This window comes from Roseobacter litoralis Och 149 (assembly GCF_000154785.2).
Classification (GTDB): Bacteria; Pseudomonadota; Alphaproteobacteria; order Rhodobacterales; family Rhodobacteraceae; genus Roseobacter; species Roseobacter litoralis.
The window spans coordinates 20607-47523 of the sequence record NC_015729.1 but is presented as its reverse complement, the minus strand read 5'-3'; the positions used below and the strand labels follow the sequence as shown (position 1 = coordinate 47523).

Sequence of the window (26917 nt, the reverse complement as noted above, 5' to 3'; positions counted from 1 at the left end):
TACGCGGGCAATAGATCGGCGCGCAAGCCTTTGAGGGATCACAACCCTGCGCTGATGGCACGGCCCATCAGCGCGGCACCTTCGGTTGTATAATGGTTGCTGTCAAACAATAGTGGCACGCCCTCCACCCAAGCCTGACAACTGTCCGGACCAGTTGGGCAGACTTGGCTCAGCAGGTCGATATGTTCGCCACCAGCCTGTGTGACGATGGCACGCAGTACCTCATCTCGCTGCCATTGTCCGGGCCGCAGATGGTTCTGCAATTGCACTGTCTCCTCCCGGCCCTGAAGGGCTGCGCGTGCCAGAATCCGAGGCAGGGTGGCCGCGTAGGTGACCGTATCGCCCAGTACCACCACTCGTGCCACACCGCTATCGCGCATTTTGACGATACCCGCTGCCAGCTCTGGCAGTTCGCTGTCGCGCCACACACCGCTAAGCACAACCGTTCTGGGCTGAGTCTGCGGCACCCACTCATCGTAGATGAAGGCGCTTAACTTGTGACAAAAGGTCGTCGGAGCATGATTTGGTAAGGGCCTGCAATTGGTTGAACTGGCCTGCACCACATTCAGATCAGGGCGCGCAGCGGCGATCCCGCCCCAGATATGGGCTGCATGACTGTCGCCAAATACCAATACAAGAGGACGAGTGTCTGCTGCCAGACAGTTCGCACTATCATAGGCTTTGAAACCACCGCTCCTTGGATCGAGGTGGCATTTGTGGTATTGCCAGCGTGCGCGAAATTCAGGCCGATCAAAATAGTCCGCATAAGCGTCCAGCGCGACCACCCGTGCCGGATAGTTGCGCAGCGCTTGGGGGTTTTGAATCAGACCCCAGCCCGCCGCCGCTCCGAGAACTAATGCTGCACTTGCTGGCCACAGCACCCGCCTGTTGGACAGTTGCGATGGCAGCTTACGAAAAGGCTGCTCGACATAGCGAGTACTAAGTGCAGCCACTATGATCGATACCAGCCCCAGGGTCAGCATCTCGACCGCCGACAGATAAGGGTCTGTACGCAGCTTCCACAGCACGATCAACGGCCAGTGCCACAAATACAAAGAGTATGAAATCTTGCCGATCCAGACCGGCCCCGATGTCGACAAAAGGCGTCCCGCAAAATTATTTCTTCCTGCGGCAATCAGCGCCACCGCACCAGTCACCGGTAATAGGGCTGCAGGCCCGGGGAATACACTGTTGGGAGTCAGCCAAAACAATCCTGCCGCGATGCAGGCCAGCCCAAAGGCAGCCAAGCCATTCGCGACCAGTCTGTGCGATGCGTTGCGCGCGCCACTAATTGCCAGAAGCGATCCCGCCCCCAACTCCCAATAGCGTGTGGGCAGCAGATAAAAGCTCGCGCGTGGCATCGGTTCGACCGCATAGACTGACAGTACGAATGAAACCAGCACGCTCAGTGTGAATAGCGGTAACAGAAACCGCCGAGCGTAACGATAAACCAGCCACATTGCGACTGGCACGAGAATATAGAACTGCTCCTCCACTCCTAGCGACCAAGTGTGCAGCAGCGGGTTTTCCTTGGCGTCGGGAGTGAAGTAATCCAGTTCGGACCAGAAAAAGATGTTAGATACAAACAGAAGTGCTGCGATAATTGAGCGCCCCAGCACTGCCATTTCGGACGGTAGCAAAATAAAGACGGAGAGAGCGATCGTCGCGATCAACACCGCAAACAACCCTGGCAGGATACGTAACGCGCGACGGCGGTAGAACTGCACAAGGTCAACACGCTCCGCCTCGAGGTCACGCATTAGAATAGATGTGATCAGATAACCCGAAATTACAAAGAAAATGTCCACCCCAGTGAACCCCCCGGTAATGCCGGGAACACCGAGATGAAAAAACAGGACAGCAAGAACCGCGATGGACCTGAGGCCATCAATTTCGGGCCGGTATTTCACCTCTCTCTCCTGCAGCATAAAGGGGCATGTGTAGGTCCAGCAGAACGTATTTTAAATACTACGCTGTAATATGGTCGTGTTAAACACGCCGCGCTTGAGATAGGCAAGCATGATATAGTTAACACAACGTTGCCGATGCCCCCATCATGCAGATGTAATCACCACAGAGCCACGAGGTTGGAGGCGGTCGTGCCTGTTTTGTGCACACGCAGGGTGTGCAGAGGCAACAACGTGCCTGTGGCACTACAGTCAAGGTTATGGTGCCTTCATCGACCAACCTTGCAGTGATGTCTCCACCATTGCCGACATATAACGCGCGGGGCAGGCCCGGCAGATCGGTGTTATTGTCGGGGGAAACGGGTATGCCTGACCGGATCGGCGCATTGAGGCTTTGACTATGGGAGGCGAACGTATCCATAGAGGGGCTCCTGATGTGAAACAGAGCAGTATTCATCACTTATAAAGATTGACATTTTCCTATAACACCCCGTGGTACGTATATCGTGCGGATGCGCGCAAGCTTCGCGGTGTTCAGTGAAATCGGGTAGACCGACCACGGGCCCAGCGGTGGATACGGGGCATATGGCTCAGGACTAGATGCGCCAAAAGGCGCGGATCGTTCGGCGTAATTTTACGGGCAGCGGCAAAATAGCGCCGGGCGAATTTAGGCCGCTCAGCACGCATAAGGTAGCTGCCAGCGGCGGCATAATGCCGAGCAAGCGCAGGGCCCACATGGCCCGCACGGCGCAACTTTCCCGTGATGTAGGCATAGCTCAGGACCGAATAGCGTGGGTTATGAGAAATATGGTCGTTGCCTGACGCTACCCGAGGCACATAGCTGAACACGTAAAGCGGCTGTGGCACGAACCCGAACTTACCCTGACGTGTCAGGCGCAACGTAAAATCCCAGTCGACATTATTACGCAGGCGTTCGTCAAATGGCCCGGCTGCAAGTACTGCAGATTTCTTCAGCAACATCGTGGGCATATCGATGAAGTTGCCTTCTAGCGTGGCGTCGAATAGATTCCCGCTGAGAGGTCTACGGTGGATGGGGGGCAACACGCGGGCGGCGGCTTGGGCACGGGCATCTTCGGTGGTGTCGGTGTGGGCGATGGCTGCGGCATAGACGCCGATGTAATCCTCAGGCAGAGAGCAAAACAGTGCCATTTCCTGCGCGAACCGGTCGAACAGGCTAATATCGTCGCTGTCCATGAAGGCTACGAGATCACCTGTCGCTGCCGCTAGCCCGCTGTTGCGAGCCGCCGCTGCTCCACCATTCTTTTCACGCCTGACCAGCCGTACGCGCGAGTCTTTCAAATCGGTTACCGCTCCTTCGATATCATCGGTGGAACAATCGTCCACAATCAGGATTTCAAGGTTCTGGTAACTTTGCGCGCAGATACTGCCCACCGAGCGGACAACTTCGTGGGCGCGGTTGTACACAGGCACCACAACACTGATTAGGTCACCGTATTTCACTGCGTCCCTCATAAAGATTTATTGCGTCAACAATTGCATAGACGCTGCATCGCGGCAAGGTTAGGCTGCGCTAAACGAAATGGAGCGTCTGGAAATGCTGCAAAATTATCGACTCGTCTGGGGTATTTTAAGTCGCCGAGAACGGGGACAGTTCATCCTCTTGATTGTAATGTCGATCCTAATGGCTTTGTTCGAGGTTGTAGGCGTTGCCGCAATCCTACCGTTTCTAGCGATGATCGGCGACCCCTCGATCATTGAGACGAACGTGGCCATTGCCCTGTTTGCGCGAGTGATTGGGTCGACTGATGTTAAACAGATTACGGTCGCCTTCGGGTTCACTGTTCTGGCGATGCTGGTGCTGGGCATGGCAGTGCGTGCCTTGGGGACATATGGCCAAGTAAGGTTCAGCATGATGCGTGCTTTTACCATCGCTACCAGGCTGCTACGGGTATACCTGCGCCAACCTTATGTCTGGTTCCTTACCCAGAACACATCCGAATTCGGCCAATCATTACTGTCGGAAATCGACATGGTTGTGCGCCAGTCCATTTTGCCCGCAGTTCTGCTCGTCTCCAACATTACGATCACCATACTGATCGTAGCGGTGCTGTTCATTACTGAACCAGCCGTAGCGCTTGGAGCATTTGGGCTACTGGGTGGGGTCTATGTTCTGATCTATTTCGCCCTGCGTAAACGCCTTGATCTCGTGGGCAAAGAACGGATCGACTTTAACAAGGAACGTTTCCGGACGGTGCAGGAAATCGGCGGTGGCATCAAGGAAATCAAGGTCATGGGTCTTGAAGACATAGCCCTGAGTCGATTCCACGGGCCCGCCTTTGGTATGGCGCGCACCCAAAGTGCGGCAAATGTGATGGGAAAGATCCCGCGCTTTGCTCTTGAAGCGGTGATTTATGGCGGCTTCATCTTAATGGTGTTGTTCATGCTCATCGTGAAAGAGCGTCAGATTGAGGAGCTATTGCCATTATTCGGCCTGCTAGGCCTGTCCAGCATCAAATTGTTTCCTGCTCTGCAGACGATTTACGCCCAACTTAGCCTGATCCGCTTTACCGCTCCCGCACTGACCCGACTGCATTGCGATGTCACTACCCTGTCAATCCCACCGGTCACGCCCGAAGGTGCGCCGATCCGCTTGAACAAAGTGCTGGAAATTTCGGATTTGCACTTCAGATATCCTGAATCTGACCGATCCACTCTGCACGGTATCTCAACCACAATTGCCGCGCGGAGCACAGTCGGTATTGTCGGTGGCACTGGTGCGGGCAAAACCACGGTGGTGGATCTGATCCTGGGCCTACTCGCCCCGACAGAGGGTGAAATCCGCGTCGATGGTACCCCGATCACTCCCGAGCGGAGGCGCGACTGGCAGAAAACACTGGGCTATGTTCCCCAAACAATTTTTTTAATTGATGACACGGTTGCGGCCAATATTGCTTTTGGGGTGCCCCCCGAAAAGGTGGACATGGCAGCCATCGAAGCTGCGGCCCGTACCGCCAACCTACACGAATTTGTTCTGAATAACCTGCCTGAGGGCTACAATACCCGGGTGGGCGAACGCGGAGTGCGCTTGTCAGGTGGCCAGCGCCAGCGCATTGGCATCGCGCGCGCGCTGTATTTCGATCCCGATGTACTAGTGCTGGATGAGGCAACGAGCGCGCTCGATAACCTCACCGAAAAGACCGTGATGGAAGCGGTTGATAATTTGGCTGGTGCAAAGACAATCATCATGATTGCCCATCGCCTCAGCACGGTACAAAACTGTGATACCATCTTGCTATTGTCGCATGGCAAGATCGTCGCCGAAGGCCACTATAAAGCCTTGATGCAGAACGAAGAGTTTCGCCGGATGGCCAACACATAAATGCAAGGATGCTTTGGTATGTCACAGAAGATTTTTGGAATCGGGTTTCACAAGACTGGAACAACCAGCTTCGGCGAGGCGCTTAAGGAACTGGGCTATAACGTCACTGGACCTAACTGGATTTATCACGGCAATATAGCGCGTACGTATCTGCCCCGCTGCCGTGCACTATCGCATGATTTTAATGCCTTTCAGGACAACCCATGGCCGTTGGTATACCGCGAGATGGATGCGATGTGGCCAAAGGCAAAATTCGTTCTGACGCTGCGCGATCCGCAAAAATGGATAGCCTCGCAAACAAGACACTTCTCGCGCGATACAACCCCAATGCGCAAGTTCATTTATGGAGCCGACAAGGGCCATCCCTCAGGCAACGAAGCACATTACATTGCCACCTACAAACGCCACAATTCAAATGTGCGTACTTATTTTGAGGGCCGCCCCGACAAACTTCTGGAACTGGATTTCGAAAATCCTGTGGATTGGGCACCGCTTTGTGCATTTCTGGGCAAACCCGTGCCAGATACCCCCTTTCCGCATACAAACCCAGCAGGAACAGATCGTAGTGTGAGTCTCCGTACAAAACTCCGGCGCAAGATACGTACCCTGTTTTCTGTCTGAAACCGACCACCAAGTATCGCCCCGATCTGCCGGTTCCACTCCACTTATGCATCAAAGGTATCAAGCCCTGGATAACGGGGCTGCTATACATGCACTGATCTATCTGCCCGTTCGTGCAGACACTCAGCGGTACAGACTGTTGCGCAAGGCATATCGAGCCTCTTGCGCGAAACTGCGCAGCCGGCGCTGCACCCGACCCCAAACCAATGCTCCACCGCGTTTGTTGCGTAGGGCGGCATATTGCGCGCGTATGCTTTGTGCCTCGTCGGGGTCGACGCCATCGCAGGCTGTGGTCCAGCTGGTATCCTTGGCATATCCTGCGGCGACCACAGCCTCAGCCATATCAGGATGAGCACGCAGCTGAGCGGCCACACGAGGCAGGTCACTGCGCCATGTGCCTACGCTCTTGGCTGAAATCTTCCGCACCCCTTTGAGAGCCTTCTGGGCCGCCTCGGAACTTTGACTAACCTTCTCGAAGTTTGAAAAGCTGTGCACTTTCGCCAGGAAAGGGAAGCGAGCCAGGATGAGATCCTGTTCGTGGTCCGGATTCATCACCAAATCCTCATAACGACAGATATGTATGCGCGGATGATCGCGCAAATGAGCAATCAACCTCTCGTTGCGCCGCCACTGAGGAAAATCACACCAGTACTCACCGATACGACTGCCATGCTGGGACACGACGATGTCGCGCGGATCGCGATCCATATACAGGCAGTGCATCTTCTTATCCCATGCCAGCAGCCGTTTGACGTGAATAAGGTCTGTCGGTTTCTTGGAGGCATAATTTGCACTTGCCTCTTTGGGGTACTCGAACAGGCTGATTTCGTGCTTACCAAACTTGTCGATGTCAAAGCAGGAGGTTAGCAGTTCGAAGGCCAGCGTCGTGCCAGACCGCGGCGAAGATCCGACAACATGGATGCGTTTGGGTCTGGGCATGGTTTTTCCTTTGATCGCCTAAGGGCGTATCATCCCGATAACCACATTGCGAAAATGCTTGGCCCTCAGAGCGGCGCGGTCGTGCTGCACCACGCTGCGCAGGCTCCAGAATGTAGCGCGAGAAACGTTAAATCCGAACAGAGTGACCCAGGCGGCGCTCCCTGCCAGCCTACCGCTATGCTTGCGGTGCAGGCGTACTGTGGCGTCCGTTAGCATCAAATCGCGCTTGTGGTTCAACTTACGCGCCGAGGCCGAGCCGTAATGTACGATCTTGCCCACCGGCGCAAACATCAGCAGCCAGCCCGCGTCGCGCATCCGCCTGCACCAGTCTGTTTCCTCGCCAAAGAAGAAGAAATCCTCATCCAGTTGTCCTACCTGCTCCAAAACCTCGCGGCGCAACATCATGTAACAACCCGAGATCACCTCGACCGCACGTTCATCATTGCGCTGCCAATGAGTCATTTGGTAGCGACCAAAGACCTTTGGCCGTTTCAACTTCCAAAGCCCTGAAGACATGAACATAAGATCCAGCAGCCGAGGCCACATCGAACAGGTTCGCTGCATAGTGCGGTCAGGGTTCAGCACGAGGCAACCCATGGCACCGACGGTTGAATGATTGTCCAGATAGCGCAGGCTCGCCCCCATCACATCGTCCAACAAATAGGTGTCAGAGTTCAGCAGCAGAATGTAGCGGCCTGTGCAGATTTCGAAACCCTGATTGTTGGCGGCGGCAAAACCGCGATTGTCGGCGTTACGGATTTGGGTGACCTGAGGGAACTCTGCTTCAACCATCTCAGGCGAGCCATCACTTGAGGCGTTGTCGACCACGATTACCTGTATGTCTAACCCCCCGGCTTTATCAAAGACTGAGGCCAGACAATCGCGCAGCATGTCGATCGTGTTCCACTCCACAATCACGATCGACAGGTCGGGGCGGGGATCGCTCATGTCATGCCCTCCGCTCGGCGGGCGATGATATCGCGGTAAAAGCTCAACATTAGCTCCGCTTTATCGTCCCAACTACCAAATGAATGCAGCCGTTCACGCGACCCTTGCCCCAGCTTTAGGCGCAGCGCAGGGTCCATAGCCAGTGCACGCACGGCTTCGGCGATACCGTTAGCAAAGTCGTCAGGCGTGGTTACCGGCACGCGGATGCCCGATGTGTCGTCAATCAGGAAATCGGGGCCTCCGTTGGCCGCCGTCACGATGGGGAGACCATGAGCCATGGCCTCAAAGAATACGCCGCCCATCGGCTCGCGGAAACTGGGAAAACAGAATACGTCCGAAGCGGCGTAATACTCTTCAACTTTTTCGCGGGGTATCTTGCCCAAAAAGGTAATCCTGTCGGCCACACCAAGTCGATCAGCTTCAGCCCGGCAGTTGGTCAAATCCTCTCCATCACCGGCACTTACCAGACGAACATTTGGCAGATCACGCAACCGCGCCATGGCGCGCACTGTGTCACGCAAACCTTTGGTACGGATAGTACGCCCGGCATGGAACAGCGTGAGTGTACCGACCTCGGATTGCCGCGTACGCTCAGGAGCAAAATTGCCGTAGCCCCGCTCGGGTAGCGCGTGAAACCGCCTGATTCCGACCGGGGCCAGCCGGGCGACCACATAAGGGGCGACCCCCAACACCAGATCAGCACCCGCATAGCCTGCGCGCAGGAACGGATCATAGCTCAGGCGCACATCATCGATCTGGCGCAGACGTGCGCTGATCGAACTGGTCGCCTGCACCTCTTTTTCGAATCCCGCGGGCGTCTTTAGCCCGCCGCCCAGAGGACCCACCACATAAGGGAAGCCAAGGTTACGTAGTGGCGTAGTATGTCGCATGCCTTGGGGCAAGATCTGGTGACCAATATGAAATGTCTCTCCGTTCCGCTGCGCATGTTTGATCCAGCGTCGCGCTTGGGCGTGAAACAGCGGCAGGGCCGGTTTCACCTGTGCGTTAAAGCGTTCGAGCTTGCGATAAAGAAATGGAATCTCAGGCCAAGTTACGACACGAGCCCGTGGCAACTGTTCGGCTAGGGGCACGGCGCCGATACGCGATGAAGCCAGACATGTCACATCCGCCATGCGCGATAGCGCCTCGACCCAGCGATAAGCCCACTCCGGTTCGCTCAAATCATTGCCATCAAGCGAGGGGGCGATAATAACGATACGCAGAGTGTCGGGCATTTTGGTCCTCAAAAAATTCCCTTGTCTGCTGAATCTGTGCAGACTTTGCTGATTTCAGCAAGATGTTAAAAACGTCGGCGGTGTCATGCGGACTAATATCGCCTGTGTGTATCAATAACAAGGAAACATGACTGATATCTTTACACGACAGCGACTTGCATGCCGCAGTGCAGGAAAATAGAAACCAAGATACTCACGCGGCGTTGACACCAGCCGACAACCGCCCAGACTCTCACCATCCTCGTTGCCGTCCGGCAACCGGGGTATGACATCGTCCGGGACGCCCGGACCCTAAGCTGGTATTCGCATGCAGCCTTTTTATTACACTGTCTCTACCAATTTCGGAGACCACATGAACAGCTGGCTGTGGCCAACGCTGATCCCGCAGATGCTTGAGCGGGAGGACGATGTGCGCCTTGTTGGCGTTGGTTCGCTATTGTCGCGCAATCTGGACCTGGTGCTAGGGCGCAAAATCATTTTTGGGACGGGGTCGGGTTACTCCAGCCCACCCAGCCCTGAACAGGCAAAGGCCTGGAAAGTCTACTGCGTACGTGGGCCGCTGACGGCGGGCCTGATGGGGCTAGACCCAAGCTTAGCGGTGACAGACGGGGCGTGGTTGATCAACCAGATCCCGCAATATGCAAGCCTGCCGACTGATCGGCACGGCACTGTGTTCGTGCCACACTGGACCAGTGCTAAGTTTGGCAATTGGGACCCTGTTTGTACGGCTGCGGGCGTGCATCTTGTTGATCCGCTTTGGGACTGTGCGCGGGTATTTTCCGACATAGCCAATGCCGAACTTGCCTTAGTAGAATCTTTGCACGGCGCTATTATCGCCGACTATTATCGCACACCTTGGATTCCAGTGGTATCTCCCAGCCGTATCCTAAAGTTCAAATGGCTGGACTGGTGCGGTTCGCTCGGATTGGACTATGCGCCGTATGAACTGCCGCCTTCAGACTACGTGGACTGCTTGATACAGCGTACCTCTCCCAATAGCGTGAACACCAATATACACCAGATCGAGGTACCTGCCGATACCTACGATGTAGTGCAGACAGCCCCCCCCCCCCGTAAAGCTGGTGCGACTTATTTCGCTAAACGCCGGCTTAAGTCGCGACTGCGCACGGTGCGCAACTATGGTATCGACCGGCTGGCCGATATGCGTAACGGCAAACTGTTTAGCAGTTGGAACAGGCAGCACACGGACCGAATGGCTGCTTATTTTACCAAATTGCAACACCAGTCCCCTTATTTGAGTGCGGATGACGTACGCAGCGCCAAGATTGAGGGGCTCAATATTGCGCTTGAAAAGATGCAGCGCGACTTCGAAAAAGGGCTGATATGAGCAGACAGACAGTTCCTGCGGCCCCGCCGCTTCTGAAAGATATTGATCATGGGTTCTGAAAAACCGCACAAGATCGACAAGTCCCGCTCTCAGCGGATTTGGCGACTGATCTCTTCGACATTTGATCCAAGGGTGTGGTTGCACGGTATCAAGGTATTGAATTACTATGGCCACACCCATGTGAGCGAACGGCGCAAGGCCACACTTGGCCGCGATGTACGCATCAGTCCTATGGCTAGTTTTGCCAATGCACAGAACCTGATCATCAAGAACCGCGCGCGTATTGGGGCGAATGTCAGCCTATGGGCGGGGCCGGGGCGTGGGCGCATTGTGATCGGTGAGGATACGATGATTGGCCCCAATGTGATGGTCACAGCCGCCAACTACCGCTTCAATGATGGCAGTCCTGTCACGTCGCAAGCAATGGACGAAAGTGATACCATCATTGGGGATGATGTATGGATCGGTCACGGCGCAACCATCCTGCCTGGTGCTAAAATCGGTGATGGTGCCGTGATCGGCGCAGGGGCTGTCGTCCGTGGTGAGGTGTCGGCAAACGCAGTGTTAGCGGGAAATCCCGCCAAAGTCGTGGGGTCCAGGCTCATCCGCGCAGCCGAAGATACCCTTGCCACCGTCACTGGGCCCGGCAATGTGCAGATCACTGCTCTGACCACCGCCGATCCCCCTGCCGCAGCATCAGTGGTTCCTGGTCAAGCGAAACGGCACTACTCGATCGACATGCCGCAGATGGCCCTGTCCGGCCTGAGCGAGGCCTGGCTGTTCAAGGAATTGGGGGATATCCATTGGCAAATGATCACCGAATTTTTGCAAAGCCCATCAAGCGCGCTTGCCAATGAGACAGGTGATAGGCTTTACGCCACATTCACACGGCTTTATCTTGAGGTGACACCCAAGCTACGCGACTTTCAGGAAAACGATATGCTCGAGTTGTCCTCCACGCTACAGCGCTATGGGGCCAGCTTCTTTTTCGGCATGCATGATCTGCGCGCTCAAGGTGCCGGGTGCCGGGCGCAAACAATGTCGACTTTCGCCAAATACGGCGAACGGGGCAAGAATACCTCGCTGATCAAAGGTACACCGACGCTTGTGGATCCCGACAGTGTGCCTTCAGTGGCCGAGTTCCCCGCCTTTGGCATTCAATACAGAGATCGCCGCGGCACAGAGCCTGCCGAAGCGATATTTGAATGTGAATACGAAATCCTGCCCTCGCATGATATCAACGGGGTTGGACTACTCTATTTTGCGGCCTATCCGACTATTTTTGATCTGTGCTTTGAAAAATTCGAGGGTAAGGGTTTTCTCATCGACTACAGCACTGTTAGCAAGGATTTGTATTACTATACCAATTCTGAACCAACGGAAACGCTGATCTTTCGGGTGCACAGCCGGGAAGAAGACAAGGAAACAATACGTCACACCGCCTCGTTATCGCGCAAGGGTGACGGCAAGCGCATGGGCGAGGTGATCAGCGTCAAGCGACGCTGATCAGATATACTGCAGACTGCGTCTTATACGAACACAAGAGCGTCTGCGTCCCATGTGAAGTGCGCCTCGTCTGAAAGATTAAAGTCGCTGACCGATCCATCCACGCTGTCGCTCCACTTATGGCCAAGGGTCCACCCCCAGTTGTGCATACCGTCACGCGCGACGAAATCGGTCGTCATGTCTTCTAAAACAACCTGACCGTTCAGAATAACCTGAAGATGGTCGTCTTCTCGGTCAAGGAGCACTGTCAAGTGGTGCTCGGTGTTCTCGCCGAGGTCGATATCGTCGACTTTATAAGTCTTGAGGCCTTCGTTTTGTGTAGCGACCCGCAAGATCAATTCATCCTCCGCGGCGGCCGCTGAGAGGCGCATGTGATTGTTGAACAAATGCCCTGTATCTGCAGAATTGTTCAAGGTGAATTTCATATCTACCACGATCTCATCCGTGTCACGGTAGTCTCCCAGCTTGCCTAGGACGACAACACCTGTCTCACTATCAAAGACAAAAGCGTCGCCATCTGTGATGTCCCCTTCATATGTTACATCGCCGCGCACCGCGTTATCCATGGTCAGTACGGATGCAAAGTCAGCGGAATATTGGGTGCTGAAATCATAGGCAAAACCCGGTACGGGCACATCGGCATTTCCAACGACAGGCTCGGGATACGCCTTTGAAGACATAACTTCCAACCAGTCCATTCTGTCCGGCGCATACTCTGCAAGAAAGTCTTCGGCGCTGACATAGTACCCGTTGGCCTCGTGGTTGAATGACTGAGCAATCGTATTATCTGCCACGATCCACTCAGAATTTCTTGCGACAACTCCTGGCATAGAAGACATAACGTTGTTGGTCAGTACCACATTGGTCGAGTCCTCAGACAGGCGGATCCTTGGGTTTTCTAGGTGACCTACATCCCGAGGCACTTCACCATCTGAATGCAGCAGGATATTGCCATTGATGGTTAAGCCATCTGTTTCACCCACGACGATGCTGTTAATATGCGCATTAATCAGTAGGTTATCCTCGATCGTGATATTGCGATAGAACATGTCTAATCCACCGTCCTGACTGTCTACCGCCTCGTTGCGCATAAAGATGCCTTGGGTATGATTGCCACTCCCTATATCCAGTAGGTTGTGACGAATGGTGATGTTGCTGCTGGGAAAATCGGTGCCGTTGGTCCAGAACTGGATCATGTCCGCATGATCGCCAGCATCCAGGTTACGCTTGAAATCATGGATGTGATTGCCTTCGATCAGAGCATCGACCACCTTGACCATCGTCAACCCGTCCGCGCGAACCGAGTGGATGTCGTTACCCGTAAAAGCAACGCCGGTCGTCTCACCGATGCCTACGGCTTTATAAAAGTCAAAGAACGTATTGTTCTCAACGGTCATGTTCGAACTCTCACGGACCGACAGGCCAACGCCGGTACCGAAACCATCAGCACGTATGTCTACGCCCTCGGCAATATCTCCCTCGAATACGGAGTTCTTGATCGTGATGCTGTCAGAATTAGTGACCTCGAAAGGACGGTCTAAGACCGATTTTCCAACCGGTGCATCATAATCAAACTTGAGACCGTCAAACACGATATTGCCCGCATCGCGCACCGCCAGTTCACCGATTACGGCGGGATTGTCCGGATCCATAGACCGGATCGTCACGGGGCTGTCAAATGTGATATCAAAGCCCAACCCTTTCCAGATTCCGATCTTGTCGTAGGTACCTGGGGCCAGTTGGATTATATCTCCGCCCTGTGCCTGGGACAGGGCAGTGTACAGCTGATTTACAGACGAAACGGTACTAATGGTCATAATATATACCTCTATATAGTTTGCGCTATACCGGGAGTGTCCGGCTTTGAGGCAGAGATGCGTTGTAAAGACCGCGTAACTTTGGCCGAAGGTTGTTTGAACTACGATTGGTGCGTTGCATTTTTAACTTTTTGTCCGAATTGGAACGCCGACATGAACAGGCTCCGGCAGGAGATCATGAGCGTGTGTTAATCTAAGAAGGCTGAGGAGCATTCCAGACCGAGCGCGCTAGGCTTCATGGAAACATAAATGCCTGATCCATGAGATCAGGTGCCAGAAATCTTGCGCCCCAAATGCTCAGGCGGTCATCGTCGCGGTAGACGGCCTTACCGTCTTTTTCGACTAGGTATATAGGTGCACACAGATAATCAGCAGGACTGACCGAGCGCACATTGCGATCTTCAAGCAGAGGTTCTATACTCGCCCTAAAACGCTGGTTGCGGATTTTTGTCGTCTTCAAGTCGGGTGCGCGAGGCATGGCGCTTCCGGTGTAATGAGCGCTAAAAAGCGCTTGAGGAACGAACCGGTCGATTTCTGGCACAGTATCAATAATGATCACCTCAAGGTCTCTCTGGCGAAGTTGCTTGATTGCTTCCTGTATCGCCTGAGCCACATATGCATGGTTTTTCTCAAAATGCGCAGTCTCTATCAGGCCAATTTCGGGTACGAACAGCGCCGGCCTTCCCGGTTCGCTTGGTGCTCGCAAACCTTCGACCGCTATCGCCCAGCGGGCGTGCAATACGACCGTTTTGATATGTGATGCTTCATCCAGAAAGGCTATTACTGCGCTATTCTGCTGATTGCATACCGATCTTCCCTCGCCGCGGTCCGCACGGATCATACCCAGCAGAGGTGGGCAACCTGCCGTCATCGCGACAAGGTCCAATATCTGGTGATCGATCATCTACTGGTGCATGCCCGGTAACAATGCATCAACATGAGAAGCGCCCCAGAACAGGGACCACCGCCAATGCTCGCAGCCGGTCTGTATCACGTCTATAAGAGTGATCAACCACGGTCTACTCACAGTCTACAGTCTAAGATCAGGAATTTCAGTCTTTGCCAGATAATAATTAAATCATGGTTAGTATATAGTTATTTATCCTGTATTCTACACGACAAGCGGTTTTTGGCCTGAAGTGAACCACCTGTCCGGCATCAGACCCCATTGTCGTCCACGCTGCAATCCGCTAGAATGTAAGACAGTTTTCTATAAGCTGGATCGATATGAATGTCTGACGTGGCGATCGTCATCCCGCACTATAATGACGTTACACGGTTGCTGCGTTGCCTCGCCGCATTGATACCACAAGCAGAAGCCTACCGGGCGGAAGTCATTGTGGTTGACAATAGCTCAAGCCAAAGCCTCGAGCCGCTGCGTGTATCCTATCCAGGCCTGCGCATCGTTACCGAACCCCTCAAGGGGGCAGCAGCCGCGCGCAATCGCGGTGCCCGTGATACCACAGCGGCCTATCTGTTCTTTCTGGATGCCGATTGTGTGCCGCATCCGGACTGGCTCGAAACCGCACTCAACATACGATCAACTGCCGATGTGGTAGGGGGGCGTGTCAGCGTTTTCGACGAAACCCCCGCTCCGCGCAGCGGTGCCGAGGCGTTCGAGACGGTGTTTGCCTTCGACAACCGAGGCTATGTAGAAAACAAGGGCTTTTCTGTGACTGCCAACTTGTTGACACGACGTGATGTCTTTGAAGATGTGGGGGAATTCGTACCTGGCCTCTCAGAAGATTTCGACTGGTGCCGACGCGCCACTGGCAAAGGCTATAGCCTAGTCTATGACGACACGCTACATGTCAGTCATCCCACCCGCTCGGACTGGGCAGCACTCCATCGCAAGTGGCAGCGCATAAATGCCGAAAGTTTTGGGCTGATTGGAACGGGGGTTGTTGCACGCATCACATGGAGCCTACGCGGTCTTGCGATGCCGGTCAGTATCGTGGTGCACAGTATGCGAATCCTGACGACGTCTCGACTGCATGGCATGCGAGAAAGAGCCGCTGCCTTTGCTACCCTAGCAAGATTGCGCATCCAACGCTGCGGTTGGATGCTACGTCAGGCTCTGACAGGACGCGCCTGAGCTGCAAGATTTCATTCTGAGGAGTTTTCTTTATCTGCGTGATTACTCACACGTCATTAATCTTTACATACTATCTTACCTTGGCAATACAGGTTACCATATGGATTCTTGAGAACTGGCACCCCAAGATGGCGAAATATGCCAAGAGACGCTGAAAAGACACTATACGACCGACAGGTGATCTGCTTGACAGGACGTGTGAAGCATAAAAAAAGTATACCTTGGCTGGGTGCTAAAATAAAAGAACCATCAAAATGAAAATTGCAGTTTTAGGTCTGGGCTATGTCGGCCTGTCAAATGCAGCTTTGCTTGCGCAAAACCATGATGTCATCGGCATCGATCTCAATGTGGAGCGCTTGGCTGCGGTCAATGCAGGACAAAGCCCGATCCAAGACACCGAACTGGCCGCATTTCTCGCCGACAAGGACCTGCGACTTACAACCTCTACAGATTCTGACACTGCCCTGCGTGAAGCAGATGTGGTGATCATAGCCACCCCTACCGACTACGACCCCAAGACAAACTATTTCAACACATCCAGCGTCGATACTGTGGCAGAACGCGCCCTCAAGATGAGCGAAACCAGTACTGTGGTGGTCAAATCCACGATTCCCGTTGGCTACATAGCAAATGCGCGAGCCCATTTCGACAGTGATCGGCTGATCTTTTCACCCGAATTCCTACGTGAGGGTCGTGCGCTTTACGACAACCTGCACCCCAGCCGCATCGTGGTGGGTGATACCGGCCCACGTGGACGTCAGTTCGCCGACCTCTTGTTGGAGGGTGCCGCAACATCAGACATCCCAGTACTGTTAACCGACCCGTCAGAGGCCGAAGCTATCAAACTTTTTGCCAACACTTACCTTGCAATGCGCGTGGCCTATTTCAACGAACTTGATAGCTATGCAATGGCCGGTGGCATAGACAGCCGCCAAATCATCGAAGGCATCTGCCTCGACCCGCGCATCGGACAGCATTACAACAATCCATCTTTTGGCTATGGCGGCTATTGCTTACCCAAGGACACCAAGCAGCTGCTGGCCAATTACGCTGCCGTACCGCAAAATCTGATGCAGGCTATTGTAGACGCCAATCGTACCCGAAAAGACTTCCTGTCCGAACAGATTCTTGCTCGGAAACCCGCCTTGGTCGGCGTGTACCGCCTAGCGATGAAAGAAGGGTCAGACAATTTCCGCCAAAGCTCGATCCAGGGGATCATGAAGCGAATTAAGGCCAAAGGAATCGAGGTTATCCTCTACGAACCCGAACTGCGCGAGCCCACGTTTTATGGCTCCAAAGTCATCACCGATCTCGCTACATTTAAGGCGCAAAGCGACATCATCATCGCCAACCGGCATGCCCCTGTCCTAGCAGATGTGTCGGATAAAATCTTTACCCGTGACCTGTTTCACTCCGATTAAAGCAGCAAGCACATTCCACACCGGTATACCACAGGCGCAGACACGGGCTATCGAACTGTAAATAGAACAGAAACTCAATGGCTCTGCGCGCAAATTCTATGCAGATGTTTTTTTACACATAATATCCAGTCGCTCTTTAAAGCGGTTACAGTTTTGATTGAATCAAAGGGGTTTCACAGCTGGGCAGTTTTCTGGCAATCCCCCCATTTTTAATGGGGTTCAGCCATAGAATTCAGGCGGCTGTTTTCAGTTTCATGGCGGGTGTGATGCCACCTATGCCCATGTTGGGTCGCTCATTGTTGTAAGTCCAGAGCCATTCAGTCGCTTGCTCTTGTGCCTCCTCGATGGTTTCAAAGATATATTGCCCCAGCCATTCGCCACGAACGGTGCGGTTGTAGCGTTCGATATAAGCGTTCTGCTGCGGCTTGCCCCGTTGCACGGCAACACATGCAAAGCATGTGTGAGAGTGGGGCTGGATGTATTCCAGCCGAACATTGCGTTTCTCAGCCCATTGCATCAGCTTGCCGCTGACATATTCGGTGCCATAACACCTTCGGAATAACGCTGATTGAGAGGCTATGATTGCCTGCGCAGCCGTCAAATAGCGCAGCAGGTGGTCATAGCCGGGTCTCAGGTCCCTACAGTGGTTTTGCACAAACCACACCGCAAAGGAGACCGACTATGACCGAGATGACTATTGCACAAGATACACCTGTTTTGGTTGCCATCGACATTGCCAAAGCGCGGCATGAAGTTTTGATTGCTGTTCCAGATAAGAAACGCCGACGCCGTTTAACCGTCTTGAACAGCCTTGCCGACTCTAACCGCCTCGTCACCGCGTTGAAGGAATACGGACGTCCAGTTCGTGTAGCCTTTGAGGCGACCGGTAATTATCACCGGGTCTTGCTGAGATCGCACGGGCCATAACCACGTGATTGCCCTCTCCCACAAGGTTCGGATCTTTGTAGCCAGCGATCCGGTGGACTTCCGCAAGGGTCATGACGGGCTGGCCGCTTTGGTGCAGAGCCACCTGCGCCAGAAGCCGTTTGATGGGTCGGTCTATGTGTTCCGGGCCAAGCGCGCGGATCGGCTGAAGCTGATCTACTGGGACGGTAGCGGGTTGGTGATGGCCTACAAACGGCTCGAAGATAACAGCTTCACATGGTCCCACTGCCCGGCAGTCGCTGCAAAGCAGCGATGAGAGGGGGCGATCAAGAACGGGGTGATGCGTCTGGAACCGGCTCAGTTTGAAGCGCTCTTTGCTGGTCTTGATTGGCGGCGGGTTCAGCCTTTAGAGGTGGCGGCACCTGCTGCGGCGGAGTGACTCACGGAGCCGTTTGCACGGGCCATGCTGCCTTTGTTTTGTCATGAGATTGGGCATGAGCGTGCCTGATAAATTACCTGATAATATCGCCGATCTGAAGGCGACCATTCGTGCGCAACAGGATCAGAATGCGCGACTTGAGGCCTTGGTTGCCTCGTTCAAGAAGGCGCTCTTCGGGTCCAAATCCGAGAAGATTGACCCGGCCCAGTATGAACTGGAATTCGAGGATATCGAGACCACCATCGCGCAGGTGGAAGCCGAGATCGACGCAGAAGAGCGGAACGCGCCCGTGCGGCCCCCAAAGCCGCGCCAGACCAATCGCGGATCACTACCCAAACATCTGGAACGGGTTGAGGTGGTCATTGAACCCGAGCGATCCTGCGCCTGCGGAACTGAGCGTCACGTCATTGGCGAGGATGTCAGCGAACGGCTGGACATCATTCCGGTCCAGTTCCGGGTAATTGTCACCCGCCGCCCTGAATACGCTTGCCGGTCCTGCGAGGGCAGGATTGCTCAGGCTCCTGCACCCGCCCACATCATCGCGGGCGGTATGCCAACCGAAGCAACGCTCGCCCCTTTCGGCAGATTTGCATAGCAAATCGCCTGTCGGGCAGTGCATGTGCTCGTCTCAAAATACGCGGACCACTAGCCACTTTATCGGCAGGCGCAAATCTATAGCCGTCAGGGGATCGATTTGGACCGCTCGACCTTGGCCGCATGGGTCGGCAAGTCGGCGTTTGAACTGACCCCGGTTTATGATGCGCTGACGGCCGATCTGAAGCGCTCCACCAAACTCTTCATGGACGAAACACCCGCACCGGTTCTGGCCCCAGGGCGCAAACGCACCAAAACCGGATACTTCTGGGCCCTTGCCCGTGATGACAGGCCATGGGGCGGGGATGATCCGCCCGGAGTGGCGTTTACCTATGCGCCCGGTCGGTCAGGGCAGCATGCGGATAACATCTTGAGCGGCTTCAGCGGCGCCCTGCAGGTTGATGGATACGCAGGCTATAACCGCTTGCTCAAACGCCCTACACAGGATGTGGTGCTGGCCTATTGCTGGGCACACGCGCGGCGAAAATTGCATGACGTCACCCAATCTGGCGCTGCTCCAATCGCGCAGGAAGGCCTGGCTCAAATCCAGGCACTCTACCATATCGAAAAAGACCTGCGCGGCCTGCCTGCCGATCAACGGCACGCTGCACGACAGGACCGCTCAGAACCCATCATCGACGCCTTCGAGCTCTGGCTCGCCCAGAACCGCGCCCGCGTCTCGGCAAAATCGCCGACCGGAGAGGCCCTGAAATACATCGCTAAATACTGGGAAGGGTTATGCCGGTTCATCGACGACGGTCGCATCGAACTGGATTCCAACGCCGTCGAGCGCACCATCCGTCCCATCGCCCTCAACCGCAAAACTGGGCCGTCATCGCATCCCTGATCGAGACCTGCAAACTCAGCGGGATCGAACCCATGGCTATCTGTCCGGTGTCCTGAGAGCTATCGCAGGCGGGCACAAACAAACAGACATAAAAGAGTTGCTGCCGTGGAACTACGCCAAACCCGTGTGAACGGCGCACCGCTTACGACTGATCAGACCTTGAACTTCGAACACCTACGGGCCCGCAGCAAGTAGACAGCAGCATCAGAAGCCGGATACATGTTAGCACCCGGTGGCGCGTCAGAAACTTCTCAAAATCACCTCTTGCGTTGAGGGCGGTTATACATGTTGCATTAACCTAGTTTTGTTAGAGTGAGCGTAGCGAAAGGACCATATCGTGCCGCGTAAACAGCCGTTCGGGCGACATTGATTTCCGGCTGCAGTTATTCTGCGTGCCGTGCGGATGTATCTGCGATATCAGTTGTCCTACCAAGACCTCGTTGATCTGCAGGCAGAACGGGGCCTGGACGTAGATCGATCTACTGTCTACCGCTGGGTTCAAAAGTTTGGCCCTGAATTGGCCAAGCGAACAGAGAAGCACCTTAAACGCAGCAGCCTCGATTGGCATGTTGACGAAACCTACATATGGGCCGGTGGAAAATGGCGGTACCTGTGGCGCGCAATTGATGCGAACGGCTAGCTGGTGGAGTTTCGCCTCACAGCAAGACGAGACGTCAAAGCTGCTAAAGCCTTTCTAAATAGAGCTATTGAACGGGTGCGCTTGCATCGACCCGTATCTATTTGCACGGACAAGGCACCGACATATCGTAAGGTGATCCGCGAGATCAATCACGATTATGACCCGCACTTCAACTCCGTTACTCACATCGGCCGCAAGTATCTCAACAACCGCATTGAGAGTGAACATGCGGCATTGAAGAGGTTGCTCGGTTACCGCCAGATTTTCCGATCATTGCGATCTGCGCAGGCGACGTTAGCGGGGATCGAGACGAAAAGGACACTCAAGAGAGACCACATTCACAACAAGCAGCCACGCGTTAAAGGCGAGATTGCATTCATGCATCAGCTCTTTCAGGAGGCTGCCTAAAATCAGCGTTCAGTTGTATAGTTTTGGCCCACGAACTTTAACGCGCGTCCAGCATCACGCCTTGCTCCGCTTGGCGTAAATTCGGTCATAGGCCTTCAAAAGCTGTGGGGTCGTGTGCGTCCAGGACAGGTTATCCAAGACACGGGCTCTGCCCTTTTTACCCATCTCAACTCCACGGGCGGAATCGGCAATCAACTCGGCGAGTTTGTTGGCAAAATCGACGGGATCGTTGGGCAAAGCATAAAGCGAAGCCTCGCCGGCCGACACACGCCCCTCAGTCAGGTCGAACTGTACGCTGGGTTTCTCTAGAGTCATGTACTCCATTGTCTTGTTCATCGTCGAGATATCGTTCATCGGGTTCTTGGGGTCAGGCGACACACCGATGTCAATCACGTTGAGAGCATCCAATAGATCCGGCCCGTAAAGCGGGCCTGTAAAGGTGAAATAATCGCCGACACCCTGCGCTTCGGCATCGGCAACAACCTCATCCAGAGTTGGGCCAAAACCTGCAATGACAAAATGTACGTCCGTATGGTTTAAGTCCTTGATCAGATGGCGCGCAGCCTGCACCAGCAAGTCCATCCCTTCCTGCTGGCCAATAACACCCACATAACCCATCACCGTTTTGGCACCCTTGCGGTAGACTGGATCACCCGGACCGGGCAGGAACGTATCGATTTTGGGCGCAGACCGGACTACGAACACATCCTCCGAGGCCATCTTGCCACGCCTAATTGCGATGTCACGGAAACTACCGTTGGTAGCCATAGACACGGACGCTGTTGCAAAGGTGAGTCGTTCACAGATCAGCATTATCTTGTAAAGCAGTCCCTGCTTGTCGAATTTCGCCTCGTACAATTCAGGGCAGACATCGTGGTGATCAAACAGATAGCTGACGCCCCAAAACCGGTACCACAGCGCCAACACGAAAATCAAATCTGGCGGATTGCAACCCTGGATAACCTGAAAGGGTTTGCGCCGCCATACCGTCCGAGCCAGACAAAACCAGTGCCACATGGCATGCAGGTATTCGCGTGCATAGGCCACAGCCCCTGAATGAGCTTCAGGCGGCTCCGAATGGCGATAAATGTGAACGCCGTCGATCACCTCGTAGGTTTTGTTCCAACCGCAGCCCATAGGACAGATCACAGATACTTCATAGCCTGCCTGTTGCAGCGAGGTTGCCTCAAGCCAGACGCGCCGATCCAGCGGGACCGGCAGATTTTCTACCACAATCAGAATGTGCCGGTCAGAATGTAACGCCATGAAAGACCCTGTCACAATTGTGTGAAATTAAGGTATCTCATCACAGTGTAAAGATATCCTGAATCACTAGAAGTACCTATAGATCAGCTAGATGTATTCTACTAGGGCTTGTTGACGTTCAGGATTCCCAATTGGCGCGACTTCTGATTCAAGGTTGCAAACAATGGAGAGCAGCCTTGATCCGACGGGTACTGACCGATGCCCATTGAGCGATTATTGAACCCTTTTGCCGTAGAACTTCGAAGCATGCGGGCCAAACTGGCCGCGATTCGCGCTTGTGTATTGAAGCCGCTCTGTGGATCGTGCACACAGGGGCGAAGGGGCGTGAACTACCCAAGGAGTTCGGTAAGTGGAATTCGATCTTGAAACGGTTCCGCCGGTGGGTGAAAGCCGATGCTTTTTATCGCATGTTCAGAGCCTTATCCTCTGGTGTCAATTTTGAGTATGCAACGATTGACGGCTCTATCGTCAAAGTCCACCGCTCTGGTCAGGGCGAAAAGGAAGGCTCTCAGCCAGGCCATAGGACATTCGCGTGGTGGGATCACAACCAAGATACTTGCCCTCACAGGCGCCTTGGGAAATCTCATCAATTTCTGCCTGATGCCTGGTCAGGCACATGATCGAAGCGCCGTGCCCGATCTCATTGACGGCCTGTCCGCCGATCGCATGTTGGTTCACCGCGCATTTGATGCGGATTGGTTGCGGGCAGAATTGGCCTATTTTGTTGAAGAAGTCGCCGTGATTTGGGGGGTTGGCCGCCTCGCGGCGTTGGTCCCGGGCTTATTGTTCCGCCCGTTGTACTGGGCGGCTTGTTGTTCTGTCGTTTTGGTGGTTCAGATCATATCGCGATCCTTGTTCCGGCGGTCTTGGGCCTTAGTTTTGCAAGTTTTCGGAGGTTCTGGGCGATTGCTGCGAGTGTAAATTCGTCCTGTACACCGCAGGTGCCTCGAAGCCGGAGCCGCCCCAGGCCGAGAGTGCGTTTGAGGTGGGCGAAGAGCATCTCGACCTTTTTGCGTTTGGCCTGGGCCTTGGGGTTGAAGGGAGACTTGGCAGCCAGTCGGGCAAAGTCACGCGCGTCCTCATGTTCTTCGCGACCGATGAAGCGGGTGTTAGTGTTTGGGCAGCATTTTGGTTTTGAGGGGCACGCATCGCATATTGCTTTGGTGGCGCGGTATCTGCGCCGCCCGGTTTTTGGCTCTTTCCTGCGCGGGTCAGAATAGTTCCGGCGGGACTGCAACAGGTGCTGGCCTTCAGGGCAGGTATAGCGGTCGTTGTCTTCGTCCCATTCGAAGTCGGAACGGGAAAATGAGCAATCCTTACGCTCCGACTTGTCCCCTCTCATGCATGTAAACATGCACTGCCGGGCAATGGACCAGAGGGATAAACGGAATGATGCTGCGCTTCTTTGTCAGCCACGCGAGGTTCTCCGCCGATCCATAGGCAGTATCCGCAACGAGCCAGTCCGGTTTGATACCAAAGCGCTCTTCTGTTCGACCAACCATGGTTTGCGCCGCGCCCACTTCGGCCTGCCTGATTGAGCGTGTCGCCTCGATATCCACGATGACGGAATGGTCCGTGTCGATCAGATAGTTGTTCGAATACGTGAAGATCGCAGGGCCCTTGCGCGCCGCAGTCTATTACCGGCAGGGCATTGCACAGCAATGTCCCGAGAGGCATTGGCTGGCCGGGTCGGAATGCGACGTGAATTTGGGTTTGACAGATGTTGACGCTCCAAACGCTTTGTCGTCAAGAACATCAAGGTATTCCCGGACAGCCTGGGGCGCATCATCCGGATCGATGGCGGATGCGTCCCAATCTGCCTGAGCAGTTGAGTTCATTCTGTCGACATCTGCTTCGATTAAGCTGGCATCAACAGCAAATCCATGACCACCGACCAGACCTTCCGAGATACAGCGTGCAACGGTGGCTTCGCACAGGAACTGCCCAATTCATAAGACAAGAGGGGCGGTATTTAGAGAACGTGCTGTGATCGGGTACCTTTTGGTTCAAGCCGAGGCGGCAGAACCAGCGATAGGCCAGGTTCAAATGAACTTCGTCACAAAGCCGCCGTTCTGACCGGATGCCCATAGCATATCCAACTATCAGCATCCGTACGATCAGTTCAGGATCAATCGAGGGACGTCCGAGGTGGCTGTAATACTGCTTCAACTGCTGGCGGATTGTGCCAACGTCCAGAAACCGGTCAATCTCCCGCAGCATATGGTCCGACGGGACATGCGCCTCCATGTCAAAGTCGTAAAACAGCAGCGCCGGAGCTTCCTGAATGCCCATCATCGCAAAATCCTCCCCCAATCCACAATAGCGAGTGAATCAAAGGACTTGCTTCAAAGCAACAAGACTTCTTCAACAAAATAAGCCGAAAACGGCATAACCCCGGTCATCCCACCAAAATCCATTCGTCGACTCCCCTCAACCTTCGACAAAGAGACATACAAGTGGCGGCACTTGATCGAGAATTACTTTGGCAAACTCAAGGAAAACAGAGGTATTGCAATACGATCATGCAAAACGGGCCAGAGCTTTGCTGCGTTCATATCATTGGCCGCTGCGCTCATTCAAATCAGGTGAACGTCAACAAACCCTAGCAATCAGATGTTAGGGTTGCGTGAACCTCACATGGCGGTACCGCAGCAGGGGCGATCTGCCACATCGCAGGCGCCAGAACCAAACCCTGGTCCGCCCATCTCAGAATCCGGACCAAGATACCAAAGCATACTTGAAGTGGGCGTTCGAAAATGAAGACTAGCTGACCGGCGATATTATCGAACCGGCTGGAAAGGCTGCCCTATCCAGCAATCAACCCCATGGATTCAAGCTTCAGGAGCACCTGATGAGCACAGTTATCCACATCTACATTTTCGGTCTCAACACGCAACTCAGGATTTTCTGGCACGTCATAGGGATCGGAGATGCCAGTGAATTCCTTGATCTTGCCTTCGCGCGCCAGCTTGTACAGCCCCTTGCGGTCGCGACGTTCGCATTCCTCGATCGACGTGGCCACGTGCACTTCGATAAAGGCACCAAAGGCTTCCACGTCCTCGCGCACCGCACGGCGGGTAGAGGCATAGGGTGCGATGGGCGCACAGATCGCGATACCGCCGTTCTTGGTGATCTCGCTGGCCACATAGCCGATGCGCCGGATGTTCAGGTCGCGGTGCTCTTTGGAGAACCCCAGTTCTGAGCTGAGGTTTTTACGCACGATATCGCCATCCAGCAGCGTCACAGGGCGCCCGCCCATCTCCATCAGCTTGACCATCAAGGCATTGGCGATGGTGGATTTACCCGAGCCGGAAAACCCGGTGAAGAACACGGTAAAGCCCTGCTGGTTGCGGGGGGGCCGCGTGCGGCGCAGCTCGGTCACTACCTCGGGGAAAGAGAACCATTCGGGGATCTCAAGACCTTCCTGCAAGCGGCGGCGCAACTCGGTGCCCGAAATGTTCAGGATGGTCACGTCATCCTTGTCCTTGATCTCGTCCATCGGTTCGTATTGGGCGCGTTCCTGCACCCAGACCATATGTTTGAAATCAACCATTTCGATGCCCATTTCTTCCTGATGCGCGCGGAACATGTCCTGCGCGTCATAGGGGCCATAGAAATCATCACCGGCGGAGTTCTTGCCGGGGCCTGCGTGATCGCGGCCCACGATGAAATGGGTGCAGCCGTGGTTCTTGCGGATCAGACCGTGCCAGACCGCCTCACGCGGGCCGGCCATGCGCATGGCAAGGTTCAGCAGGCTCATCGACGTGGTGGCGGCGGGGTATTTGTCCAGCACCGCCTCATAGCAGCGCACGCGGGTGAAGTGATCGACGTCCCCGGGTTTGGTCATGCCCACGACGGGATGGATCAGCAGGTTGGCTTGTGCTTCGCGGGCGGCACGGAACGTCAGTTCCTGATGCGCGCGGTGCAGCGGGTTGCGGGTCTGAAACGCCACGACCTTGCGCCAGCCCACTTTGCGGAAATAAGCGCGCAGTTCATTTGGCGTGTCACGACGCGCACGGAAATCATAGTGCACAGGCTGCTGGATGCCGGTCACGGGGCCGCCCAGATAGATCTTGCCTACGTGGTTATGCAGGTAGTTCACCGCCGGATGCGCAGAATCGTCCGCACCAAAGACTTTTTCCGCCTCATGGGCCTTGTTGGGCTCCCAACGGTCGGTGACGGTCATGGTGGCGAGGATCACACCTTCCTGATCGCGCAGGGCGATGTCCTGCCCGATCTCCAGCCCTTCGGCGAATTTCTCATCCACATCCAGATTGATCGGCATCGGCCAAAGCGCGCCATCGGTGGTGCGCATGGTGTCGACGACGGAATTGTAATCCGCTTCGCTGAGGAACCCCTTGAGCGGATTGAACCCCCCGTTCATCAACAGCTCCAGATCACAGATCTGGCGCGGCGTGAGATCCCAGCTGATCAGGTTGCCAGCCTCAGTCTTGAGCTTTTGCGCTGACTCGTATGACACATAAAGTTCGGGGATCGGGGCAAGGTTCAAAGCGTTCATAAAATATTCCTACGGTACTCGGTTTTTGCTGCACATGCATAATTATGGGGTCTGGGCGTCTTTAAGGACTCCAGCCCGCGCAATTCAAGTGTTTTCGTGTGAAAGAGTGAATGTGAAAGGT

Annotated in this window: 16 protein-coding genes and 7 pseudogenes; 11 read left to right on the top strand and 12 right to left on the bottom strand. The window is 54.5% G+C overall.

Going from position 1 to position 26917, the window contains the following annotated elements:
* Positions 1 to 38: 38 nt before the first annotated feature.
* The 3 genes and pseudogenes from RLO149_RS23010 to RLO149_RS22735 form a co-directional block, all read right to left on the bottom strand.
* The gene (locus RLO149_RS23010) at positions 39 to 1910 is read right to left on the bottom strand and encodes an acyltransferase family protein (RefSeq protein ID WP_013959966.1); all 1872 of its coding nucleotides are present in this window, start codon (positions 1908 to 1910) and stop codon (positions 39 to 41) included.
* 158 nt (positions 1911 to 2068) lie between these two features.
* A pseudogene (locus RLO149_RS24605) lies at positions 2069 to 2328 on the bottom strand (spike base protein, RCAP_Rcc01079 family).
* Between the two features lie 113 nt (positions 2329 to 2441).
* Positions 2442 to 3389: a glycosyltransferase family 2 protein gene (locus tag RLO149_RS22735; RefSeq protein ID WP_013959964.1), complete on the bottom strand. Its 948-nt coding sequence runs from the start codon at positions 3387 to 3389 to the stop codon at positions 2442 to 2444.
* A gap of 79 nt (positions 3390 to 3468) precedes the next feature.
* Between RLO149_RS22735 and RLO149_RS22730 the strand changes: the two genes are divergently transcribed.
* Together RLO149_RS22730 and RLO149_RS22725 are read left to right on the top strand one after the other, a co-directional pair.
* Positions 3469 to 5268, top strand: a complete 1800-nt coding sequence (locus RLO149_RS22730; protein WP_245538203.1) for an ABC transporter ATP-binding protein — start codon at positions 3469 to 3471, stop codon at positions 5266 to 5268.
* Positions 5269 to 5286: 18 nt separating this feature from the next.
* Positions 5287 to 5889, top strand: a complete 603-nt coding sequence (locus RLO149_RS22725) for a sulfotransferase family protein (protein WP_013959962.1) — start codon at positions 5287 to 5289, stop codon at positions 5887 to 5889.
* A gap of 123 nt (positions 5890 to 6012) precedes the next feature.
* Here RLO149_RS22725 and RLO149_RS22720 read toward each other — a convergent pair whose 3' ends face one another.
* Genes RLO149_RS22720 through RLO149_RS22710 form a run of 3 tightly spaced genes read right to left on the bottom strand, consistent with a single transcriptional unit; the run spans position 6013 to position 9011 of the window.
* Positions 6013 to 6828, bottom strand: a complete 816-nt coding sequence (locus RLO149_RS22720; RefSeq protein ID WP_013959961.1) for a sulfotransferase family protein — start codon at positions 6826 to 6828, stop codon at positions 6013 to 6015.
* A gap of 18 nt (positions 6829 to 6846) precedes the next feature.
* Positions 6847 to 7776 (bottom strand): glycosyltransferase family 2 protein, encoded by a 930-nt coding sequence (locus RLO149_RS22715; RefSeq protein ID WP_013959960.1) that lies wholly within the window; start codon positions 7774 to 7776, stop codon positions 6847 to 6849.
* The gene (locus RLO149_RS22710) at positions 7773 to 9011 is read right to left on the bottom strand and encodes a glycosyltransferase family 4 protein (protein ID WP_013959959.1); all 1239 of its coding nucleotides are present in this window, start codon (positions 9009 to 9011) and stop codon (positions 7773 to 7775) included. Before RLO149_RS22710 ends, RLO149_RS22715 begins: the two co-directional genes overlap by 4 nt.
* 352 nt (positions 9012 to 9363) lie before the next feature.
* Here RLO149_RS22710 and RLO149_RS23005 point away from each other — a divergent pair, with 352 nt between their 5' ends.
* Together RLO149_RS23005 and RLO149_RS24395 are read left to right on the top strand one after the other, a co-directional pair.
* Complete coding sequence (locus RLO149_RS23005) at positions 9364 to 10359, top strand: glycosyltransferase family protein (protein ID WP_013959958.1); 996 nt, start codon at positions 9364 to 9366, stop codon at positions 10357 to 10359.
* 48 nt (positions 10360 to 10407) lie between these two features.
* The gene (locus RLO149_RS24395) at positions 10408 to 11865 is read left to right on the top strand and encodes a Pnap_2097 family protein (protein WP_148264532.1); all 1458 of its coding nucleotides are present in this window, start codon (positions 10408 to 10410) and stop codon (positions 11863 to 11865) included.
* Between the two features lie 23 nt (positions 11866 to 11888).
* On the opposite strand, the gene RLO149_RS22695 is transcribed toward RLO149_RS24395, so the two are convergent.
* Together RLO149_RS22695 and RLO149_RS22690 are read right to left on the bottom strand one after the other, a co-directional pair.
* Positions 11889 to 13682: a right-handed parallel beta-helix repeat-containing protein gene (locus RLO149_RS22695; protein ID WP_013959956.1), complete on the bottom strand. Its 1794-nt coding sequence runs from the start codon at positions 13680 to 13682 to the stop codon at positions 11889 to 11891.
* Positions 13683 to 13917: 235 nt separating this feature from the next.
* Positions 13918 to 14586 carry an SGNH hydrolase domain-containing protein gene (locus RLO149_RS22690; protein ID WP_013959955.1) on the bottom strand — a complete coding sequence of 223 codons (669 nt, stop codon included), beginning with the start codon at positions 14584 to 14586 and terminating at the stop codon, positions 13918 to 13920.
* A gap of 327 nt (positions 14587 to 14913) precedes the next feature.
* Here RLO149_RS22690 and RLO149_RS22685 point away from each other — a divergent pair, with 327 nt between their 5' ends.
* Together RLO149_RS22685 and RLO149_RS22680 are read left to right on the top strand one after the other, a co-directional pair.
* Positions 14914 to 15777 (top strand): glycosyltransferase family 2 protein, encoded by an 864-nt coding sequence (locus tag RLO149_RS22685; RefSeq protein ID WP_013959954.1) that lies wholly within the window; start codon positions 14914 to 14916, stop codon positions 15775 to 15777.
* Between the two features lie 254 nt (positions 15778 to 16031).
* Positions 16032 to 17198, top strand: coding sequence for a nucleotide sugar dehydrogenase (locus RLO149_RS22680; protein ID WP_013959953.1), 1167 nt, complete (start codon positions 16032 to 16034; stop codon positions 17196 to 17198).
* Positions 17199 to 17430: 232 nt separating this feature from the next.
* Here the strand turns inward: RLO149_RS22680 and RLO149_RS22675 are convergent.
* Positions 17431 to 17742 (bottom strand): annotated as a pseudogene (locus RLO149_RS22675) (integrase core domain-containing protein); the annotation flags it as partial.
* 137 nt (positions 17743 to 17879) lie between these two features.
* On the opposite strand from RLO149_RS22675, the pseudogene RLO149_RS22670 reads away from it, so the two are divergent.
* The 4 pseudogenes from RLO149_RS22670 to RLO149_RS22655 all read left to right on the top strand — a co-directional run.
* Positions 17880 to 18104: pseudogene (locus RLO149_RS22670) on the top strand (IS110 family transposase); the annotation flags it as partial.
* A 25-nt stretch (positions 18105 to 18129) separates the two neighbouring features.
* A pseudogene (gene tnpB, locus RLO149_RS22665) lies at positions 18130 to 18522 on the top strand (IS66 family insertion sequence element accessory protein TnpB).
* A gap of 55 nt (positions 18523 to 18577) precedes the next feature.
* A pseudogene (gene tnpC / locus RLO149_RS22660) lies at positions 18578 to 20093 on the top strand (IS66 family transposase).
* A gap of 255 nt (positions 20094 to 20348) precedes the next feature.
* A pseudogene (locus tag RLO149_RS22655) lies at positions 20349 to 21011 on the top strand (IS6 family transposase).
* Positions 21012 to 21065: 54 nt separating this feature from the next.
* On the opposite strand, the gene RLO149_RS22650 reads toward RLO149_RS22655, so the two are convergent.
* Entirely contained in the window at positions 21066 to 22277 is a 1212-nt protein-coding gene (locus RLO149_RS22650; protein ID WP_013959951.1) for a glycosyltransferase family 4 protein, read from the bottom strand.
* A 212-nt stretch (positions 22278 to 22489) separates the two neighbouring features.
* Here RLO149_RS22650 and RLO149_RS24600 point away from each other — a divergent pair, with 212 nt between their 5' ends.
* Positions 22490 to 22897, top strand: a complete 408-nt coding sequence (locus RLO149_RS24600; RefSeq protein WP_083825523.1) for a transposase — start codon at positions 22490 to 22492, stop codon at positions 22895 to 22897.
* Positions 22898 to 23115: 218 nt separating this feature from the next.
* On the opposite strand, the pseudogene RLO149_RS22640 reads toward RLO149_RS24600, so the two are convergent.
* A pseudogene (locus RLO149_RS22640) lies at positions 23116 to 24572 on the bottom strand (transposase).
* Between the two features lie 511 nt (positions 24573 to 25083).
* Positions 25084 to 26796, bottom strand: coding sequence for a bifunctional sulfate adenylyltransferase/adenylylsulfate kinase (locus RLO149_RS22635; RefSeq protein ID WP_013959949.1), 1713 nt, complete (start codon positions 26794 to 26796; stop codon positions 25084 to 25086).
* Positions 26797 to 26917 lie beyond the last annotated feature (121 nt).

What these genes read in the sequence shown, in the direction of transcription:
- RLO149_RS22730 (WP_245538203.1), top strand. Translation starts at nt 3,469, where the DNA reads ATGGAGCGTCTGGAAATGCTGCAAAATTATCGACTCGTCTGGGGTATT.
- RLO149_RS22725 (WP_013959962.1), top strand. Translation starts at nt 5,287, where the DNA reads ATGTCACAGAAGATTTTTGGAATCGGGTTTCACAAGACTGGAACAACC.
- RLO149_RS22720 (WP_013959961.1), bottom strand. Translation starts at nt 6,828, where the DNA reads ATGCCCAGACCCAAACGCATCCATGTTGTCGGATCTTCGCCGCGGTCT.
- RLO149_RS22715 (WP_013959960.1), bottom strand. Translation starts at nt 7,776, where the DNA reads ATGAGCGATCCCCGCCCCGACCTGTCGATCGTGATTGTGGAGTGGAAC.
- RLO149_RS22710 (WP_013959959.1), bottom strand. Translation starts at nt 9,011, where the DNA reads ATGCCCGACACTCTGCGTATCGTTATTATCGCCCCCTCGCTTGATGGC.
- RLO149_RS23005 (WP_013959958.1), top strand. Translation starts at nt 9,364, where the DNA reads ATGAACAGCTGGCTGTGGCCAACGCTGATCCCGCAGATGCTTGAGCGG.
- RLO149_RS24395 (WP_148264532.1), top strand. Translation starts at nt 10,408, where the DNA reads ATGGGTTCTGAAAAACCGCACAAGATCGACAAGTCCCGCTCTCAGCGG.
- RLO149_RS22695 (WP_013959956.1), bottom strand. Translation starts at nt 13,682, where the DNA reads ATGACCATTAGTACCGTTTCGTCTGTAAATCAGCTGTACACTGCCCTG.
- RLO149_RS22690 (WP_013959955.1), bottom strand. Translation starts at nt 14,586, where the DNA reads ATGATCGATCACCAGATATTGGACCTTGTCGCGATGACGGCAGGTTGC.
- RLO149_RS22685 (WP_013959954.1), top strand. Translation starts at nt 14,914, where the DNA reads ATGTCTGACGTGGCGATCGTCATCCCGCACTATAATGACGTTACACGG.
- RLO149_RS22680 (WP_013959953.1), top strand. Translation starts at nt 16,032, where the DNA reads ATGAAAATTGCAGTTTTAGGTCTGGGCTATGTCGGCCTGTCAAATGCA.
- RLO149_RS22650 (WP_013959951.1), bottom strand. Translation starts at nt 22,277, where the DNA reads ATGGCGTTACATTCTGACCGGCACATTCTGATTGTGGTAGAAAATCTG.
- RLO149_RS22635 (WP_013959949.1), bottom strand. Translation starts at nt 26,796, where the DNA reads ATGAACGCTTTGAACCTTGCCCCGATCCCCGAACTTTATGTGTCATAC.